Annotated in this window: 17 protein-coding genes; 7 read left to right on the forward strand and 10 right to left on the reverse strand. The window is 65.9% G+C overall.

The window, feature by feature from the left end; genetic code table 11:
• Positions 1-2 precede the first annotated feature (2 nt).
• A complete protein-coding gene (locus tag ACNI3R_RS04235) occupies positions 3-2,039 on the reverse strand; it encodes a hydantoinase/oxoprolinase family protein (protein ID WP_426180192.1) in 2,037 nt (678 codons plus the stop codon).
• A 49-nt stretch (positions 2,040-2,088) separates the two neighbouring features.
• Positions 2,089-2,355, reverse strand: a complete 267-nt coding sequence (locus tag ACNI3R_RS04240) for a hypothetical protein (RefSeq protein WP_426180193.1) — start codon at positions 2,353-2,355, stop codon at positions 2,089-2,091.
• Between the two features lie 272 nt (positions 2,356-2,627).
• On the opposite strand from ACNI3R_RS04240, the gene ACNI3R_RS04245 reads away from it, so the two are divergent.
• Positions 2,628-3,458: an NAD(P)H-dependent oxidoreductase gene (locus ACNI3R_RS04245; protein WP_426180194.1), complete on the forward strand. Its 831-nt coding sequence runs from the start codon at positions 2,628-2,630 to the stop codon at positions 3,456-3,458.
• A 4-nt stretch (positions 3,459-3,462) separates the two neighbouring features.
• Here ACNI3R_RS04245 and ACNI3R_RS04250 read toward each other — a convergent pair whose 3' ends face one another.
• From ACNI3R_RS04250 to ACNI3R_RS04285, 8 genes are read right to left on the reverse strand one after another with little or no spacing between them, the layout of a single operon-like run.
• The gene (locus tag ACNI3R_RS04250; protein WP_426180195.1) at positions 3,463-4,224 is read right to left on the reverse strand and encodes an enoyl-CoA hydratase/isomerase family protein; all 762 of its coding nucleotides are present in this window, start codon (positions 4,222-4,224) and stop codon (positions 3,463-3,465) included.
• A complete protein-coding gene (locus tag ACNI3R_RS04255) occupies positions 4,221-4,538 on the reverse strand; it encodes a DUF6285 domain-containing protein (RefSeq protein WP_426180196.1) in 318 nt (105 codons plus the stop codon). The genes ACNI3R_RS04250 and ACNI3R_RS04255 overlap by 4 nt, the downstream gene beginning before the upstream one ends.
• On the reverse strand, positions 4,531-5,544 hold the full coding sequence (locus ACNI3R_RS04260; protein ID WP_426180198.1) for a phosphotransferase family protein: 1,014 nt from the start codon (positions 5,542-5,544) through the stop codon (positions 4,531-4,533). The genes ACNI3R_RS04255 and ACNI3R_RS04260 overlap by 8 nt, the downstream gene beginning before the upstream one ends.
• Positions 5,544-6,548 (reverse strand): DUF7064 domain-containing protein, encoded by a 1,005-nt coding sequence (locus tag ACNI3R_RS04265; protein WP_426180200.1) that lies wholly within the window; start codon positions 6,546-6,548, stop codon positions 5,544-5,546. The genes ACNI3R_RS04260 and ACNI3R_RS04265 overlap by 1 nt, the downstream gene beginning before the upstream one ends.
• Positions 6,549-6,559: 11 nt before the next feature.
• Positions 6,560-8,167 (reverse strand): acyl-CoA carboxylase subunit beta, encoded by a 1,608-nt coding sequence (locus tag ACNI3R_RS04270; protein ID WP_426180202.1) that lies wholly within the window; start codon positions 8,165-8,167, stop codon positions 6,560-6,562.
• 1 nt (position 8,168) lies between these two features.
• Positions 8,169-8,669, reverse strand: coding sequence for an acyl-CoA carboxylase biotin carboxyl carrier protein subunit (locus tag ACNI3R_RS04275; protein ID WP_426180203.1), 501 nt, complete (start codon positions 8,667-8,669; stop codon positions 8,169-8,171).
• Between the two features lies 1 nt (position 8,670).
• Positions 8,671-10,146: an acetyl-CoA carboxylase biotin carboxylase subunit gene (locus ACNI3R_RS04280; protein ID WP_426180205.1), complete on the reverse strand. Its 1,476-nt coding sequence runs from the start codon at positions 10,144-10,146 to the stop codon at positions 8,671-8,673.
• Entirely contained in the window at positions 10,143-10,751 is a 609-nt protein-coding gene (locus tag ACNI3R_RS04285) for a TetR/AcrR family transcriptional regulator (RefSeq protein ID WP_426180207.1), read from the reverse strand. Before ACNI3R_RS04285 ends, ACNI3R_RS04280 begins: the two co-directional genes overlap by 4 nt.
• Positions 10,752-10,864: 113 nt before the next feature.
• On the opposite strand from ACNI3R_RS04285, the gene ACNI3R_RS04290 reads away from it, so the two are divergent.
• From ACNI3R_RS04290 to ACNI3R_RS04315, 6 genes are all read left to right on the forward strand, one after another.
• Positions 10,865-11,803, forward strand: coding sequence for a beta-keto acid cleavage family enzyme (locus ACNI3R_RS04290; RefSeq protein WP_426180209.1), 939 nt, complete (start codon positions 10,865-10,867; stop codon positions 11,801-11,803).
• Complete coding sequence (locus ACNI3R_RS04295; protein WP_426180210.1) at positions 11,790-13,376, forward strand: long-chain-fatty-acid--CoA ligase; 1,587 nt, start codon at positions 11,790-11,792, stop codon at positions 13,374-13,376. The genes ACNI3R_RS04290 and ACNI3R_RS04295 overlap by 14 nt, the downstream gene beginning before the upstream one ends.
• Complete coding sequence (locus ACNI3R_RS04300; protein WP_426180212.1) at positions 13,373-14,227, forward strand: SDR family oxidoreductase; 855 nt, start codon at positions 13,373-13,375, stop codon at positions 14,225-14,227. Before ACNI3R_RS04295 ends, ACNI3R_RS04300 begins: the two co-directional genes overlap by 4 nt.
• 3 nt (positions 14,228-14,230) lie before the next feature.
• A complete protein-coding gene (locus ACNI3R_RS04305) occupies positions 14,231-15,505 on the forward strand; it encodes an acetyl-CoA hydrolase/transferase family protein (protein ID WP_426180213.1) in 1,275 nt (424 codons plus the stop codon).
• Positions 15,506-16,273 (forward strand): enoyl-CoA hydratase/isomerase family protein, encoded by a 768-nt coding sequence (locus ACNI3R_RS04310; protein WP_426180214.1) that lies wholly within the window; start codon positions 15,506-15,508, stop codon positions 16,271-16,273.
• A 73-nt stretch (positions 16,274-16,346) separates the two neighbouring features.
• Positions 16,347-17,543, forward strand: a complete 1,197-nt coding sequence (locus ACNI3R_RS04315; protein ID WP_426180216.1) for an acyl-CoA dehydrogenase family protein — start codon at positions 16,347-16,349, stop codon at positions 17,541-17,543.
• Positions 17,544-17,623: the final 80 nt, after the last annotated feature.

A 17,623-nucleotide genomic window follows, 5' to 3' on the forward strand; every position in this document is an offset into this window, starting at 1 on the left:
GCTCAGTCTCTCTCGATGCGGCTGATGTGCAGTTCGCCATATTCGCCGACCACCAGTCTCTGTCCGGGCAGCATGAAGGTCGTCGACGATTCCTCGCGGATGATCGCCGGCCCGATGATCTCATCCCCGAAGCAGAGCTCCGCCCGCTGATATTCGCCGGCAGGGATCGGGTGGCTGTCGAGATAGTGGAGCTCGATCGTGCGGCCGGGGGTCGGCTGCCCGCTCTCGCGCCGGGCGAGCTTCGGATAATCGACCTTGGCGGTGGGGACGAGCGTCTCGATCCGATAGGTGACGCCCTGCACCGGCAGCCCGGGGAAGCGGTTGCCCGAGCGCATCTCATAGGTGTCGTGGAAATTGGAGATCATCGTCTCGATCGTCTCGGCGGTGATCGCGCCGGGCGGGATCGGAATGAACGGGGTTTCCCAGCTCTGCCCCAGCAGGCGGCCGTCGAAGGCGCGGACGAACACCGGATCGGGATGCCGGTCCTTGAACCGCTCGCGCATCTGCGCCTCCATCTCGGCATAGACCCGCTCGATCTCCTCGGCCGCGTCGGGCGTGAGCACGGTGTAGGCGCTGCGGCTGTCGCTATAGGTCTGCTCCGAACTGACCAGGCCGAGCGCCGAGAAAAGTCCTGGATGGGGCGGAACGATCACCTCGGCGGCGTTGACCCGGTCGAGCACAGCCGGCAGCAGCATCGGTCCGGCAGCACCGAAGGCGACGATGCTGTAATCGCGCGGGTCGATGCCGTGCTGGATGGCGACGTTGGTCAGCCCCTCGGCGATGTTGTTGATGCCGACATAGAAGGCGTAGCGGATGCGATCGTTGAGCGACAGGGTCGTGTCGAGCGCCTCGAACGCCTTGAGCGACAGCGATTTGTCGAGCCGCATCCGCCCGCCCGCGAACTTGTCCGGATCGATGATCCCCATCAGCAGGCAGGTATCGGTCGCCGCCGGCTGCTGGCCGCCCTTGCCATAGCAGGCCGGCCCCGGATCGGCCCCCGCGCTGCCGGGCCCGACCAGCAGTTCGCCGGCCGGGCTGATCGTGACCAGGCTGCCGCCGCCGGCGCCGATGCTCGACACCTCGACCGACAGCGCGTTGACGATCAGGTCATGTTCGAGCTCGAAGGTCGTGTTCACATAAGGCCGGAAATCGCTGACGAGGCTGATGTCGCATGAGGTGCCGCCGATGTCCGCGCACAGCAGGTTGCTGGTGCCGATGAGCTTGCCGAAATGCGCGCTGGCGATGGTGCCGGCGGCGGGGCCCGCGAAGACGATCTCGAACGGCCGCTGCATCGCGACGTCGGCCGCCACCAGCTGCGCCGCGCAATTGGCATAGTTGAGCTCGCCCTTGAAGCCGAGGTCGCGCAGTCCGTCGTTCAGGCGGACGGTATAGTCGCCGTAGATCAGCTGCATGAACACGTCGATCACGGTGGTCGACGCGCGCGCATATTCCTTGGCGAGGGGGGAAACCTGGCTCGAAACCGAACATGGAATGTCGCCCAGCTCCTCGCGCACGATCTCCTTGAGCCGCAGCTCATGCTGGGGATTCACATAGGAATTGAGCAGGCAGATCGCGACCGCCGTGACCTCGCACTGGCGCAGTACCGCCAGCTGTTCGCGCGCCTGCGCTTCGTCGAGCGGGATCAGCACCGAACCATCGGCGGTGATGCGTTCGGTGATCCCGCGCCGCAGATAGCGCGGCACCAGCGGCTTGGCGGCATCGCCGAACGGGCGGCGCCAATGCGGGTTGGTGAGGTCGGCCGTAGGCCGCCAGGTGCGTCCCGCGTCCAATATGTCGCGATGGCCTTCGGTCGCGAGAAAGCCGATCTTCGGCAGGCGGCGGGTGATGATGGCGTTCAGCCCGTGCGTGCTCGCATGGCTGAAGATGTCGGCATGTTCGACGCCCATTTCCCGCGCGCCGGCGAGCACCCCCAGCTCCGTGTTGCGGACGTCGGTCGACACCTTCACGGTCCGGATGTCGCCATCCCTGATCGCCACGACGTCCGTGAACGTGCCGCCCACATCAACACCGATCAACATATGCATCCTCCCCCGGAAGAGCGGCCCCTTGCGGGCTCGCCTCCTGTCGTCAGTCGAAGTCCAGGCCGTCGGACAGCAATGTAATGGGCCCCAGCAGGCGCCAGGGTTTCCGGCTCACCGTCGCAAGGGTGCGCTGATGCTTGACGACGATGAACCAGCCGCCCTCGCCCAGCACCGGATATTCGAGAAAATCCTCGGCCGTGGATCCGGGAAAATCGGCTTCCAGGTCGACGCCCAGCTCTTCCAGATAGGCCCGGCTGACAGGCCGCTTGCCGGCGTCCGGACGCAGGAATTCCGCATAATCGTCCCGCTTCATCGCGCGCTTCCTCTCCCGCCTTGGTGGCGACGCCTTGTCCGGCGCATCGGGACTATGCGGCGTTGCCAGCCACACGAAAAGCCGAAACTCGGAACATCAGCTGTGCAAAATTTGCAAAGATGAGACTTGTAATGGCGTCCAGACCGGAATGCCGAACGAGGACAAGCGAGTCCGGACGGCGTCCTTGGGCTCCAGTCCCGGCTTGATCTGTGGGGCACAATCGGCACCATCGCATTGTGCGCCGCGTTGCGCAGCAAAATGGGACGCCAACCGTGTCGATCACCACCAACCAGCCCTTGCCGGGGCCAGCGATGCCGAAGCGCTATCACATCGTCTTCGCCCATCCCGAGCCCAGGTCGCTGAACGGCTTCCTGCGGGATCGGGCGATCGCCGGCCTTCAAGAGCGCGGGCATGTCGTCACACAGTCGGATCTCTATGCGATGCGGTTCAAGGCGACTGCGGACGCGGAGGATTTTCCTGAGCGAGACTTCAGCGAAGAGAGGCTGATCTACCATCGCGAATCCGGCATGGCTCAGGCGCATGGGGAGCAGCGGGACGATATCACCACCGAACAGGCCCGGCTGCTCGCCGCCGACGCGATCATCCTGCAGTTTCCGCTGTGGTGGTTCTCGATGCCGGCGATCCTGAAAGGCTGGGTCGACCGGGTGTTCGCCACCGGCTTCGCGATCGGGGTGCCCAAGGACGGCACCGGCCAATGGCTGCGCTATGGCGAAGGCCTGCTCGCGGGCCGGCGCGCGATGCTGGCGGTAACGACAGGCGGACGCGAAGCGCAATTCGGCGCGCGCGGCATTCACGGGCCGATCGACGACCTGCTGTTTCCGATCAACCACGGGATATTGCATTATGTCGGGCTGGAGGCGGTAGCCCCGTGGGTGGCGTATCAGACGACGCGGCTGACGGCGGAGGCGGCGGACGATCTCGCCACCGACTATCTCGCGCGGCTGCTGTCGATCTTCGACACGCCCCCGATCGGCTATCGCAGCGAGAATGGCGGCGACTATGACGACCGCCAGCTGCTGCGGCCGGACATCGCCACCGGCGCGGGCTTCGCGGCGCATATCGACCAGACTGGCGGGAGTTAGGGGATCATCCGCCCGACAGGAAGGAGCGCAGGATCGCCAGCGTCTCGGGATTCTCGGCGCGGCGTGCGATCATCTCGCCCTCGATGTCGAGCTGCGCTTCAAAGCTCCGTCCGGCCCCTTCGCACATCAATCGCTTGAGCGTCCCGAGCACCCCCGCCGGCATGGCACGCAGGACCGCGAGCATCGCCTCGACCTCTTCGTCGAGCTCCGCATCCTCGACGACCTTGGTGACCAGACCCAGCCGCAAGGCTTCCTCCGACCCGATCGTCGGGTTGAGCGCCATGATGCGGAAGGCCTGGGTGGCGCCGACCAGCCGGGGAAGGAGCCAGCTGAGCCCGCCATCGGGGCTAAGGCCCGAGCGCGTATAGCCGCTGTTGAACTTGCCCGACCGCCCCGCGACGATCAGGTCACCGGCCAGCGCGATACTCATGCCCCCACCCGCCGCCATGCCGTGCAACGCGACCACGACCGGGACCGGCGCATGATGCAGATGGCGGATGCCGACATGGAACAGGTCGGTCATCTCCTGGACATGATCCCGCACCGTATCGACATGGGCCAGCATGTCGGCGAGATCGCCGCCGACCGAGAAGAAGCGGCCCTTGGCGGACAGCAGGATCGCCTTCACATCGGGATCGGTGACGGCCTGCCGCGTGACGCGCGCGAAGGCGCGACAGAAGTCGAGGGTGACGGCGTTGCGGCCTGCCGCATCCTCGAAGCGGATTCGGGCAATCCCCTGGTCGAGGGTCAGGTGAACGCCGCTCATGCCGTCTCTCCCATATGGCCGGGTTTGGTCACCCGCACGGCCGCGCGCGCCTCATCCAGCAGCTGATCGAGCAGTGCATCCCAGTCGCCGTCGCGGCGCCCCGCGCGAATGTCGGCACAGAGCTCTGCTGCCCCGTCCCGGCGCGCGGGGCCATGCGCGATCTCGCGCTCGCAAATGCCGAGCAGATAGGAAGCGACCTGTGCCTTGTAGCGATCCTCGGCCGTCAGCTGCGGCTCGCAGTCCTTGAGGAAGGCCTGCACCGTGCGCAGGATGTCGCCCATGTCCGGCGATTGGGGCCGCAATGCGTCAGTCATAATGGCCCGCCAGGGTCATGAGCAGATCATATTCGACCAGCGCGGTGTTGCGCCCGCAGGCCGCATAGACGAGGCCGCGCCGCTGTCCCGTTACATGCCCGTGGTTCTGCATCATGTTGAGCACCGCGAACCGCACCAGACCGAAGACCTCCCAATAGCGGATCTCGTCGGCATCATAGGATCGGCCGCCCGCCGCGCGATAGGCATCGAGCAGGTCCTGCCGAGAGGCCAGTCCGGCGGCGGGACGATCGGGGCCCGCGAAGCGCCAGGACCGGGTGCAGAACCAGCCGAGATCTTCCGACGGAGATCCCAGATGCGCACACTCCCAATCGAGCACTCCCGATATGCCCCGCGCTGCGTCGACCATCAGATTGCCGAGACGGAAGTCCCCGTGCAGGAAAGCGCGGTCGGCGGCAGGCGGCCGGTTGCGCTCCAGCCATCGGAAGCCTGCCTCGATCGCAGGACGTGGCTGACGATAGCTGTCGTACAGGTCGCGGTGCGCGGTCAGCGTGTCGATGCTGTCGGCCCGGCGGCTGAGAAAATCGAAGCTGTCCAAAGGCAGCGCGTGGATCCGGGCCAATATGCCCGCCGCCTCCGCGACGAGCCTTTGCCGCACCGCATCGAAGGCTGCCCCGGTCTGGATGCGCTTGGGCATGGTTTCGCCCGCTGCGAAGGCGGTGACGAAGCCGTTGCCCATGCCATCCGCCGCATCATATTCGAAAATCGGTTCGGGCACCGGCAGCCCATGGTCGAACGCGATCCGCATCGCCCGATACTGGTCGCCGGTCGCCAGAAAGGGGCTACCCGGATCGACATAGGTTTCCTGCCGCGACACATAGCGCCGGACATGCCTCCCATCGACCACGTCGAACAGGATTGTCCGGTTGATCCCGCCGAGCGTGGGGATGGCGACATTCGCCACGCTGACGCCGCTGCCAAGCCTGCGCCGCACCGCCGCCAGAAGATCGGCATGCGCGCCAGGAGGCTCGGTCGCCTGCGCCGTCATCAGATCGGCCAGCCCACCAGCCGGCCATCGTCGACCCGCTCGATATATTCGACCATCCCCCAGCACTCCTCGCCATCCCAGCGATAGCGGGCATTGGCCTCGACGATGCGCGACATCAGGGTGACGTCGCCATCCTTGCGCCGGTTGCGCAGCGGTGCCGCGGTGATGATCTCGATGTCGATCCGTTCCGAGCGGGTTGCCGTCCGGACCGCGATGCCGATCCTGGTCGGCTCCTTGATATCGTCCCAATCGGTGACGACCGACAGGTCCATTACCTCATGATATTCCCCGTCGATCAGCAGAGCGCCTTCCGATCGGCCGATGCCGTCGGGCGAGAAGATCTTGAGCAGGCTCGCCCCCTTGCCGCTCGGCCAGGTGGCCATGAACAGCCGGTGGATGAACAGGTTCTGCCAGTAACGTGGCCCCCAGCTATGGTCGCGCCAGCCGAAGCCGTCGACATCCCAGCGCTCGTCGCCGATCGCGACATGGCCGGTCACGACGCTATGCTGGTTGAAATGCCCGCGCGAAAAATCGCGGCCATACATGGTTCGGACATCGTCGCGCGTCGGTTCGCCCCCATGGAGCGGCCAGGAGGATTTGTGGTCCCAGACGATGTCGGCCTGCACGCGATCGGCCTTGTCGAACAGGGTCGACGGATCGCGGAGCATGTTGCGATCGCGCAGCACCATGATTTCGCCAGTATAGCTGTGCCGCAAATGGCGGAAGGGCTCGACGATTTCGACCTTCAGGCCATCGGCATCGAACACGGCATTGGTCGTGATCCTCGGTCGACCGAAAGCACAGGCGATGCGGCCGTCAGGCAGATAGAGTACCACCGACTTTTCGGCATAGCCCTCGTTGACGCGATTACCGACGCGCATCCATCCGCCGACGCCTGACTCACGATCGAAGGCGTTGGTATAGATGCTCTCGTTATAATTGATCGCCGCATCCGGTTCATGGGCGAACTCGTCGCTCGGCAGCAGTCGGAAATCCTCGGACATAAGCCGCTCCTCTAAAGCCTGAAGACGCCATAATGGGGCGGGTCGATCGGGGCGTTGAGCGAGGCCGAAATGCACATGCCGAGCGCATTGCGGGTGTCGACCGGATCGAGAATGCCGTCGTCCCAAAGCTCCGATGTCGCATAATAGGCGCTCTGCTCGCGCTTATAGTCTTCGAGCACGGGATCGCGGATCGCGGCGATCTCCTCTTCGGACAGGCTCCGCCCCTCACGTTCCAGCTGACGGATCTTTATCTCGGACAGGACATTGGCGGCCTGCTCCGCCCCCATGACCGAGGTACCGCTGCCGGGCCAGCTGAACAGAAAACGCGGGTCGAAGGCCCGCCCCGACATGCCGTAGACGCCGGCGCCGAAGGCCCCGTTGCAGTTGATCGTGAACTTGGGGACGCTGGCGCCCGAGACCGCCATGATCAGCTTCGCGCCATCCTTGGAGATGCCGCGCCGCTCATATTCCTTGCCGACCATGAAGCCGGTGATGTTCTGCAGGAACAGCAAAGGCGTGCGGTTCTTGTCGCAGAGCTGGATGAAATGGGCGCCCTTGAGCGAGCTGTCGTTGAACAGCACGCCATTATTGGCGAGGATGCCGACCTTATATCCCCAGATTCGCGCATAGCCGCAGATCAGCGTCGTGCCATAGGCCGGCTGATATTCGTGGAAGCGGCTGCCATCGACGATCCGCGCGATCAGCTCGCGCATGTCGAAGGCGGTGCGGCTGTCGCGCGGCAGGATGCCGTAGAGTTCGCGCGGATCATAATGCGGCTCTTCGGGCGCAATCCGGTCGATCTCGGTCTTGGCGGCCGGCGTCCAGCTGCCGACGATCTCCCGTGCGATCGCGAGCGCATGGGCTTCGCTGGCAGCCGGATAGTCGGCCGTGCCCGACACGGTGGTGTGCATGTCGGCGCCGCCCAGTTCCTCGACGGTCACGATCTCCCCGGTCGCGGCCTTGACCAGCGGCGGGCCGCCCAGGAAGATCGCGCCGGTGCCGCGCACGATCACGCTATAGTCGCTGAGCGCCGGGATATAGGCGCCGCCCGCCGTGCAATGGCCCAGCACGACCGCCAGCTGCGGCACGCCCATCTTCGACAGGATCGACTGGTTGCGGAAGATGCGGCCCGCATAATAGCGGTCGGCGAACAGTTCGCGCTGCAGCTGCAGATAGCCACCCGCGCTGTCGCACAGATGGATCATCGGCAGGCGGTTTTCGATCGCGATGTCGAGCGCGCGGACGATCTTCTTGACCGACAGCGGATACCAGGCGCCGCCCTTGATCGAGGAATCGTCGGCATGGATGACGACTTCCTGCCCCGCGACGATGCCGATGCCGGAAATCTGACCGGCGCCGGGCGCCTCGCCATCATAGGCCATGTTCGCGGCGAGCGTGGAGAATTCGAGGAAGGGCGTGCCGGGGTCGAGCAGCGCTTCGAGCCGGTCCCGCGGGAACATCTTGTTCTGCCGCGCGAGCCGGTCGAAGTCCCGCTGCGGACGCTCGCGGCGCACCGCCTGCTGGCGCTGGCGCAGTTCCTCCGCCAGCCGCTCATTATGCGCGCGGTTGGCGCGAAACGTCTCCGAGGCGGTGTCGATGGTGGAGAGGATCCGGGCCACCTTATTCTCCCTCCGCGACCAGCTTGACCAGGATCGCGTCGCGATCGAATGTCTGTCCGAGGGTGAAGGACACGCTCTCGACCACGCCCGCACGCGGGGACTTTATCGCCGTCTCCAGCTTCATGCTTTCGATCACGATCAACGTGTCGCCGGCCGCGACCGCGTCGCCCGCCTCGACGGGGCTCGCGATCACCACGCCGGGCATCGGCGCCCGCACGACATCACCGGCCGCGCCGCCCGCTGCGGCCGCATGAAAAGTGGCGGCATCGGTATAGGCGAGGCGATAGGCCTCCCCGTCCAGATGGATGTGGATGACGTCACCCTCGATCGCGACGGTCATCGGCACCTGCCGCCCGCCGGTTTCGAGGATGTACCGCCCGTCAGCCTCGGGCCGCAGCGCGACCGGCGCGACCGCATTCCCGACATGCAGGACATAGCCATCAGCAGAGCGGCCGAGCCACAGGCGATGGGGAACATCGTTGACCGACACATGATGCTGCATGTCAGTTCCGCCAGGCCCCCATCGTCGCATGTTGCAGCGAAACCGCGTCGGCGGCCGTGCGCACCGGGACCAGCAGCAGCGCCGCCGCGCCTAACAATTCGACCAGCCGCTGCTCGTCGAGCACCGGCTCCTGTGCCAGCCAGGGCTTCTCGGCGATCGAACCGGTGTGCATGTCGCCCGTCGCGAAATCCGGATCGGCCAGCAGCCGCTGGAGAAAGCCCGCATTGGTCTTGCAGCCGAGCAGAACGAAATCGGCGAGCGCCTGCTTCGCCCGCTCGATCGCCTGCCCGCGGCTGTCTCCATGGACGATCACCTTGGCGAGCATCGGATCGAAATTGGCGGTCACCACGCCTCCCTCGGCCACCCCGGAGTCGACGCGAATGCCCTGCGGGGGGCGATAGGCAAGGATCGGCCCGGTCGTGGGCGAGAAGTCGCGCGCCGAGTCTTCGGCATACAGGCGAAGTTCGATCGCGTGACCGCTCACCTTCACCACGTCCTGCCCGTAACCGAGCGGCTCGCCCTTGGCGATGCGCAGCTGCTCGGCGACGAGATCGATTCCCGTCACCTCCTCGGTCACCGGATGTTCGACCTGGAGCCGGGTGTTCATTTCGAGGAAGTAGAATTCGCCGGCGCCGTAGATGAACTCGACCGTGCCAGCGTTGCGATAGTCCGCCGCCCGCGCGATTCCAGCGGCCACTTCGCAGATCCGCGCCCGCTCGTCCGGCGTCAGCCCCGGCGAAGGGCTTTCCTCGACCACCTTCTGAAAACGCCGCTGGATCGAGCATTCGCGCTCGAACAGGTGCACCACATTGCCATGGGCGTCGCCCAGTATCTGAACCTCGATGTGCCGCGGCCGCTCGACATAGCGTTCGGCATAGAGCCGACCATCGCCGAAATAGCGCTGCCCCTCCGACCGGGCGCGTTCGATCTCCTCGTCGAGCAGGTCGAGGTCGCGCACGATCCGCATGCCCTTGCCGCCGCCCCCGGCCGACGGCTTGATCAGCAGCGGCGTGCCGACGCGCCTTGCGCGGTCGACGAAGCTGTCGGGATCATCATCCTCGATCGCCGAGGGCGCGACGGGAAAGCCCCGCGCTTCGACGAAGTTGCGCGCCCGCACCTTGTCGCCCATCAATTCGATCGCCTCGGGCGTCGGCCCGACAAAGACCATGCCGGCCGCCGCGATAGCCTTGGCGAACGCGGCGTTTTCGGACAGGAAGCCATAGCCGGGGTGGATCGCCTCCGCCCCCGCCGCGCTCGCCTTTGCGACAATCTGCGCCGCATCGAGATAGGCGGCGACGGGCGTGCTGCCGTCGATCTCGATCGCCCGGTCCGCCATATGCACGGCGGGCGAGCCGGCGTCGGCGGCGTGGTAGACGATCATGCCCTCCATTCCGAGCGCCTGAACGGTCCGGAGAATGCGGACGGCGATCTCTCCGCGATTGGCGACGAGCACGGAGGCGAAGGGGGGCGCCGTCATGCGATCTCTCCGCCCTTGAGACCCGCCATCAGCAGCCGGACGACCTGCGCGGTGCGGTGAGCGACGTCGATCGCCCTGCCATTGGCGATCTCGCGCCAGGCCAGATGCTCGATCCCGCCGAACAGAAAGTCACGGGCGAGCCGGGGATCGGTGTCCGGGGCGATGAAGGCATGCTCCTGCCCCCAGGCGATCAGGTCGGTCAGGATCTGCGTGTAGCGGCGGTTCAGTTCCTGCGGCGTCGACCCCACATAATCGTCGAGCGTCCGGACCTCGCTGATGAACAGGCGGCACAGATCGGGGTCGTCGGCGAAGGCCTGCAGATGCCGGCGCACCAGCACTTCGAGCTTGCGCTGGAAGGTCGGCTCTTCGCCTATCGCCCTTTCCGTGCCGGCGATAATGTCGGTGTAGAAGAGCTCCAGCACCTCCATCAGCAGTTCGCGCTTGCCGCCGAAATAGCGGTAGAGCAGCCCGTCCGAAATGCCCGCCGCCTGGGCGATGTCAGTCACGGTCGCTGCGGCATAGCCCTTCGCCACGAACACGGATCGCGCGGCGAGCACGATCGATTCGCGCCTCGCTTCCATCTTCTCCGCAGCGATTCTGGGCATGTGCGGCACTCTCCCCCGGACCTGCGCCATTCTCGTGAAGCGCGTTGACACTATAATGAATGTGGTTCATCTTTGCGTCAACCGGAAACGATATCGGTAGTGGGAGAGAAGCAGTGCCAGGCTCTCAGGCGCGCAAGGTGATCGTCACATGCGCCGTCACGGGTTCGATCCACACCCCGTCGATGTCGCCCCATCTTCCGGTGACGGCAGAGGAAATCGCCGAGGCCGCGATCGGCGCGGCGGAGGCGGGCGCCTCGATCGTCCATCTTCACGCCCGTAACGAACGCGACGGGCGGCCGGACCAGAGCGCGGAGGCGTTCGAGCCTTTTCTGCGGGTCATCAAGCAACGCTGCGACGTCGTGGTGAACCTGACGACCGGCGGCTCACCCTTCATGCCGATCGAGGAGCGCATCGCCCCGGCGGTGCGCTGGGCGCCGGAGATCGCCTCGCTCAACATGGGCTCGATGAATTTCGGCCTCTTCCCGATGCTCGACCGGTTCGACAGCTTCGCGCATGACTGGGAACGGGAGATGCTCGAAAACTCGCGCGACCTCGTGTTCCGCAACAGTTTCAAGGACATCGAATATGCGCTGCGCGCGATAAACGAGACCGGCGCACGCTATGAGTTCGAGTGCTACGACACCAGCCACCTCTACAATCTCCACCATTTCTGGAAGCGCGGCCTGGTGAAGGCACCGCTGTTCATCCAGACCTGCTTCGGCCTGCTCGGCGGCATCGGCAGCCATGCCGACGACGTGATGCACATGAAGCGCACCGCCGATCGGTTGTTCGGCGATCACTATCGCTGGTCGGTGCTGGGGGCCGGACGGTCGCAGATGCCGATCGCGGCAATGGCAGCGGCGATGGGCGGCAATGTGCGGGTGGGGCTGGAAGACAATCTCTGGATCGGCCCCGGCACGCTGGCCGAGTCGAACGCCACCCAGGTGACCAAGGTCCGCCAGATCCTCGAAGGCCTGGGGCTGGAGGTCGCGACGGCGGCGGAAGCACGTGAGATGCTCGCACTGAAGGGAGGCGATCATGTCGGATTTTGACCATGGCATTCCGCCGCGTCCGTCGATCGGCATCAGCGCGATGCTCGCGCGGACCGCGCAGGTCCGTCCGCGCCATCCCGCAACCATCAACGGCGACCGGCACCGCAGCTGGAGCGAACTGTCCGATCGCGTCGCGCGCATGGCCGCCGCGATCCGCGCGATGGGCGTGCGCAATGGCGACCGCGTTGCTGTTCTGGCACTGACCAACGACCGCTATTTCGAGCTGCTCGCGGCGATCCCGCGCGCGGGCGGCGTGGTGGTCCCGCTGAACTGGCGCTGGTCGGTTGCCGAACTGGTCGACGGCATAGAGGACTGCCAACCCGACCTGTTGTTCGTCGACGACCGCATGTTCGACACCGCGCGTCAGCTCCATGCCGGACGGCCGTCGCTGCGGATGATAGCGATCGGGGACAGCGACAATGGCCTTCCCCATTATGAAGCGCTGATTGCCCAGCACGAACCCGGCGAGGATGCGGGGCGTGGCGGCGACGATCTCTACCAGCTCGGCTATACCGGCGGCACAACCGGCCGCTCCAAGGCGGCGATGCTGAGCCACCGCAACGTCATCAGCGACGCCATGATGTGCTGGGCGGAAGGCCTGTTCGGCGAGAGCGCCCGCTATCTGCTCAACGGCCCCATGTTCCACGCCGCCGGCACCTGGCCCAGCCTGTCGCTGATGGGCAGCGGCGGCACCGCCGTCATCATGCCGCAGTTCGAGCCGGCCGAGGCGCTGCGGCTGATCGAGACGCACCGCGCGACCGAAAGCCTGCTGGTCCCCGCCGTGATCCAGATGCTGATCGAACATCCCGATTTCGCGAAGACCGATACGTCGAGCTTCACCACGCTCCTCTATGGCGCATCGCCCATCACCGAGACGCTGCTCGACCGCGCCATAAAGGCCTTTCCGGGCGCGCGCTTCGTTCAGGCCTATGGCATGACCGAACTCTCCCCGGTGTGCGCGATCCTGCCGGACTACGCCCTGCGCGGCGACTATCGGAAACGGGGCGTCTATCGCGCGGCGGGCCGCGCGGCCGTAGGTGTGCAGATCAGGATCGTCGACGAGGATGATAACGAGGTGCCGCGCGGCGAGGTCGGCGAGATCGCCGTCCGGGGCGAGAATATGATGCTCGGCTACTGGCGCCGCCCCGAGGAGACGGCCACGGCGCTGCGCGGCGGATGGATGCACACCGGCGATGGCGGCCGCATGGACGAGGAAGGCTTCGTCTATGTCGTCGATCGCGTGAAGGACATGATCATCTCGGGCGGGGAGAATGTCTATTCGCAGGAGGTCGAGAACGCGCTCGCGCTCCACCCCGCCGTCCGGCAATGCGCGGTCATCGGCATTCCCAGCGAGAAATGGGGTGAGGCGGTTCATGCGATTGTCCGGCTGCACGACGATGTCGCAGCGAGCGAAGACGCCCTGATCGAGCACTGCCGCAGCCTGATCGCGCGCTACAAGGTGCCGCGCAGCATCACCTTCTGGGAAGGCGACTTCCCGCTGACGCCCGCGAACAAAATTTTGAAGCGCGAGTTGCGGCGCCCTTATTGGGAAGGGCGGGACCGCAAGATATGACGGCCTACGGCAGAACCGACGACCAGTTGGCGGCGGCCACGCCCGCTCTCCGCGACGGCTATTTCGACGGACAGACTGTGGTCGTCTCCGGAGCCGGCTCGGGGCTGGGCCGGGCCATCGCGCATTGGGTCGCGCGGCTGGGGGGCCGGGTCGTCCTGTGCGGCCGCAAGCCGGACAAGCTCGACGAAACCGCCGCGTCGCTCGCGCGGTATAAAGCCGATTTGATGGTGCATCCGGTCAACATCCGCGACCCTGAGGCCGTCGCGCAGTTGTTCGCGGCGATCGCGGAGCGCTTCGGTGGTCTCGATCTGCTGGTGAACAATGCCGGCGGCCAGTTCCCCAGCCCGGCCATCGATATCGCCCCAAAGGGTTTCAACGCCGTCATCGACACCAATCTCGTCGGCACGTGGCACATGATGCAGGCGGCTGCCCTGCAGTGGCGCGCTGGGGGAAGGCCGGGGTCGATCGTCAACGTCGTCGCGGTGGCCGGGCGCGGGATGCCGGGCGTGGCGCATACGGCAGCGGCCCGCGCGGGCGTGATCGCCTTGTCGAAGACCGTTGCGATCGAATGGGCGCCGCTCGACATCCGCGTCAACTGCGTCGCGCCGGGGCTGATCTCGACGAGCGGCATGAGCGCCTATGATCCGGCGGCGGTCAAGGCGATGGTCCAGACCAACGTCATGAAGCGCTTCGGCCAGGCCGAGGAGATCGCCGACGCGGTCTGCATGGTCGGGGGCCGGGGCGGCTCCTTCATGACCGGCGAAGTGGTGCATGTCGACGGCGGCAACCAGATCTGGGGCGATCAATGGACGATCGCGAAACCGGACTATTTCAAGATCGACGAGCAATAAGCGATGACCAGTAGGATCGACCCCGGCGCGCTGGATTTCAGCGGCATCATCAAGCCCGGCGACGCGATCGTCTGGGGACAGGCCTGCGGCGAACCGCTGACGCTGGTCGAAGCGCTGCTCGACCAGCGCGCCGCGCTCGGCCCGGTGTCCGCGTTCGTGGGATCGAGCTTCTCCAATGTGCTGAAGCCCGACCATGCCGATCATATCCGCTTTTCGAGCATGGGCGCGCTCGGTTCGCTGCGCGTCCTCGCCAAGGCCGGCCTGCTCGACATCATCCCCTGCCATGTCGGCCAGATCGGCACCATGATCAGCCAGGGCCTGATCGGCTGCGACGTCGCCCTGGTGCAGGTCAGCCCGGCCGACGCCAGGGGCTGGCACAGCTATGGCGTGATCAACGACTATGTCCGCAAGGCGGTCGCCGAGGCGCGGGTCGTCATTGCCGAGGTCAATGCACAGGTTCCGCATGTGCCATGCGATTACATGCTGCACGGCTCCGAGATCGACTATGTCGTGCACAGCGACCGGCCGCTCGTGAGCGTGCCGCCGGCAAAGATCGGCGAGGCCGACCGGGCCACCGCCGCCTTTTGCGCCGCCTATATCGAGGATGGTTCGATCCTGCAGTTCGGGATCGGCGCCGTGCCGGACGCCATCGCGCAGTTGCTGGTGGATCGACGGGACCTTGGCATCCACACCGGCATGATCGGCGACGCCTTCGTCGATCTGGCCGAGGCCGGCGCGATCACCAACGCCACAAAGACGATCGACCGGGGCATATCGGTGACAGGCGCGTTCATCGGCACCCGCCGGCTCTACGACTTCGTGCACGAGAATGCGGCGGTTCGTCTGTGCGGGTCCGACATCACCCATGGCGACGGCATATTGAGCGCCCTGCCGAAGCTCGTCTCGATCAACTCCGCCATCGAGGTCGATCTCACCGGCCAGATCAACGCGGAAGCGATCGGCGGCGTCTATATGGGCGGCACCGGCGGCCAGGTCGATTATGTCCGGGGCGCGAGCCGGTCGCGCGGCGGCCGGTCGATCATCGCCCTGCCCTCCACCGCCCAAGGCGGGGCATCGAGCCGCATCGTCATCGCGCTGTCGGGGCCGATAACCACCGCCCGCAGCGAGGCCGACATCATCGTCACCGAATATGGCGCGGCCGAACTGAAGGGCGCTTCGCTTGCCGAGCGTGCGCGGCGGCTGATCGCGATCGCCCATCCCGATTTCCGCGAAGGCCTCGAACGCGATGCGCATGGGCTTCTGACGCGAGGATATTGAATGACTGACGCCGTTCGCTTCGACGTGCCCGAGCCGGGCATCGCGATCCTCACTATCGATCGTCCCGATGCGCGCAATGCGCTGGGCCGCGAAGTCCGCGAGGGCCTGTTCGCGGGGTGGGAGCGCTTCGAGCGCGATCCCGCGCTCAAGGTGGCGATCCTCACCGCGACCGGCGACAAGGCCTTCTGCGCGGGCGGCGACCTCAAGGAGATGGCCGAACTCAAGCTGGTCGTTCCGCCGCCCTCGATGTTTCCTGTCCCGGGCGACAATCTGACCGTCACCAAGCCGACGATCGCGGCGGTCAACGGTGTCGCCTATGCCGGCGGCTGGCTGATCGCGCAGGCCTGCGACCTGTGCGTCGCCTCGACCACCGCGCGCTTCGCGATCACCGAGGCGAAGGTCGGCCGTGGCTCGCCCTGGGCGGCGCCGCTGATTCACATGATCCCCCAGCGCATCTTCATGGAGATCGTGCTGACGGGCGAACCGATCACCGCACAGCGCGCCTATGAAATTGGACTGGTCAACAGGATCGCCGAGCCGGAACGCCTGATCGAGGAAGCGCTGGTGCTCGCGCGAACGATCGTGGCGAATGCGCCCCTGTCGGTCCTTGCCGCCAAGGAGACCGTCCATCTCGCGACCGAGATGGGGAAGACGGCGGCCCTGCGCGCGGCGCGTCATGCGTGGGAGACCGCCTATCGCAGCCAGGATGCGCAGGAAGGGCCGCGCGCCTTTGCAGAGAAGCGCAAGCCCGACTGGAAGGGCGTATGATAACCACTGCCAGAACCCGGCCGACGCGTTTCGATCGTTCCCTGTCTTCGTTTCAGCAAGGATGAGCATCGTCATGAATGCCCCCGCCCTTCCCAACGCCCCGCAGCCGAGCTTCGGCCTGACGCCCGAGCAGCAGGAGATTCTCGATCTCGCCAGCGGCTTCGCGCGGGACGAGCTTGGACCGCTCCAGTCGCGCATGGACAATGAGGAATGGTGGCCCGACCATGTCATGCCGCTTCTCGGCAAGATGGGCTTTCTCGGCGTCACCGTCTCTCCGGACGAGGGCGGCGCTGGCAGCGATTTCTTTGCCTCGGGCCTGATCGCCCAGGGTCTGGCGCGCTGGAACCACTCGATCGCGCTGAGCTATGTGGCGCACGAAAATCTGTGCCTCAACAACATCGCCCGCAACGCCTCGCCGGACATCCGCGCGCGCTATCTGCCGGGGCTGTGCGATGGGAGCATGATCGGTTGCCTCGGCCTCACCGAGCCCGGCGCCGGCTCGGATGCGCTCGGATCGATGGCCACAACCGCGCGGCGCGATGGCGACAATTACGTCCTCAACGGGCGCAAGCTCTACATCACCAACGGCCCCGTCGCCGATGTGATCCTGGTCTACGCCAAGACCGACCGCGCCGCCGGCGCGAAGGGTATTTCGGCCTTCATCGTCGAAAAGGACTTTCCCGGCTTCAAGGTCGCCCAGAAGCTCGACAAAATGGGATTCCGGGGTTCGACCACCGCCGAACTGCTGTTCGACGACTGCGTCGTGCCGGCGACCAATCTGGTCGGCAGCGAGAATAAGGGCGTCGGCGTCGTAATGAGCGGCCTCGACCTCGAACGCGCGATCGTCGCGATGATCAACGTCGGCATGGCCGAACGCGCGCTCGACCTCGCGATCGACTATGCGAAGACGCGGATCCAGTTCGACCGGCCGATCGGCGATTTCCAGCTCGTCCAGGGCAAGCTCGCCGAGATGTATGTCGCGGTCGAGACGATGAAGACCTTCTGTTACCGCACCCTGGCGGAGGCCAATGCGCTGGACCATGGCGCGGGCGGGCGCGGCGAGATCCACAAGCTGACCGCCGCCGCGATCATGTATGCTGCCGAACAGTGCACCCGCGTCGTGTCCGACGCCGTCCAGATCTTCGGCGGCACCGGCTATATGCGCGAGACCGAGATAAACCGGCTCTACCGCGCCTCGAAACTGCTCGAGATTGGCGCGGGCACCACCGAAATCCGCAAGGTGATCATCGCGGGAGAGCTGCTTCGGTGAGAACGACTGGACGGACGTCGACATGACTATAGCCCCGGAAGCGATGCTTTCGGGGCTTGTTCATCATGGTGAATGGGTCG

Origin of the sequence: Rhizorhabdus antheiae, assembly GCF_049889055.1 — a bacterium.
In the GTDB taxonomy this organism is placed as follows: domain Bacteria; phylum Pseudomonadota; class Alphaproteobacteria; order Sphingomonadales; family Sphingomonadaceae; genus Rhizorhabdus.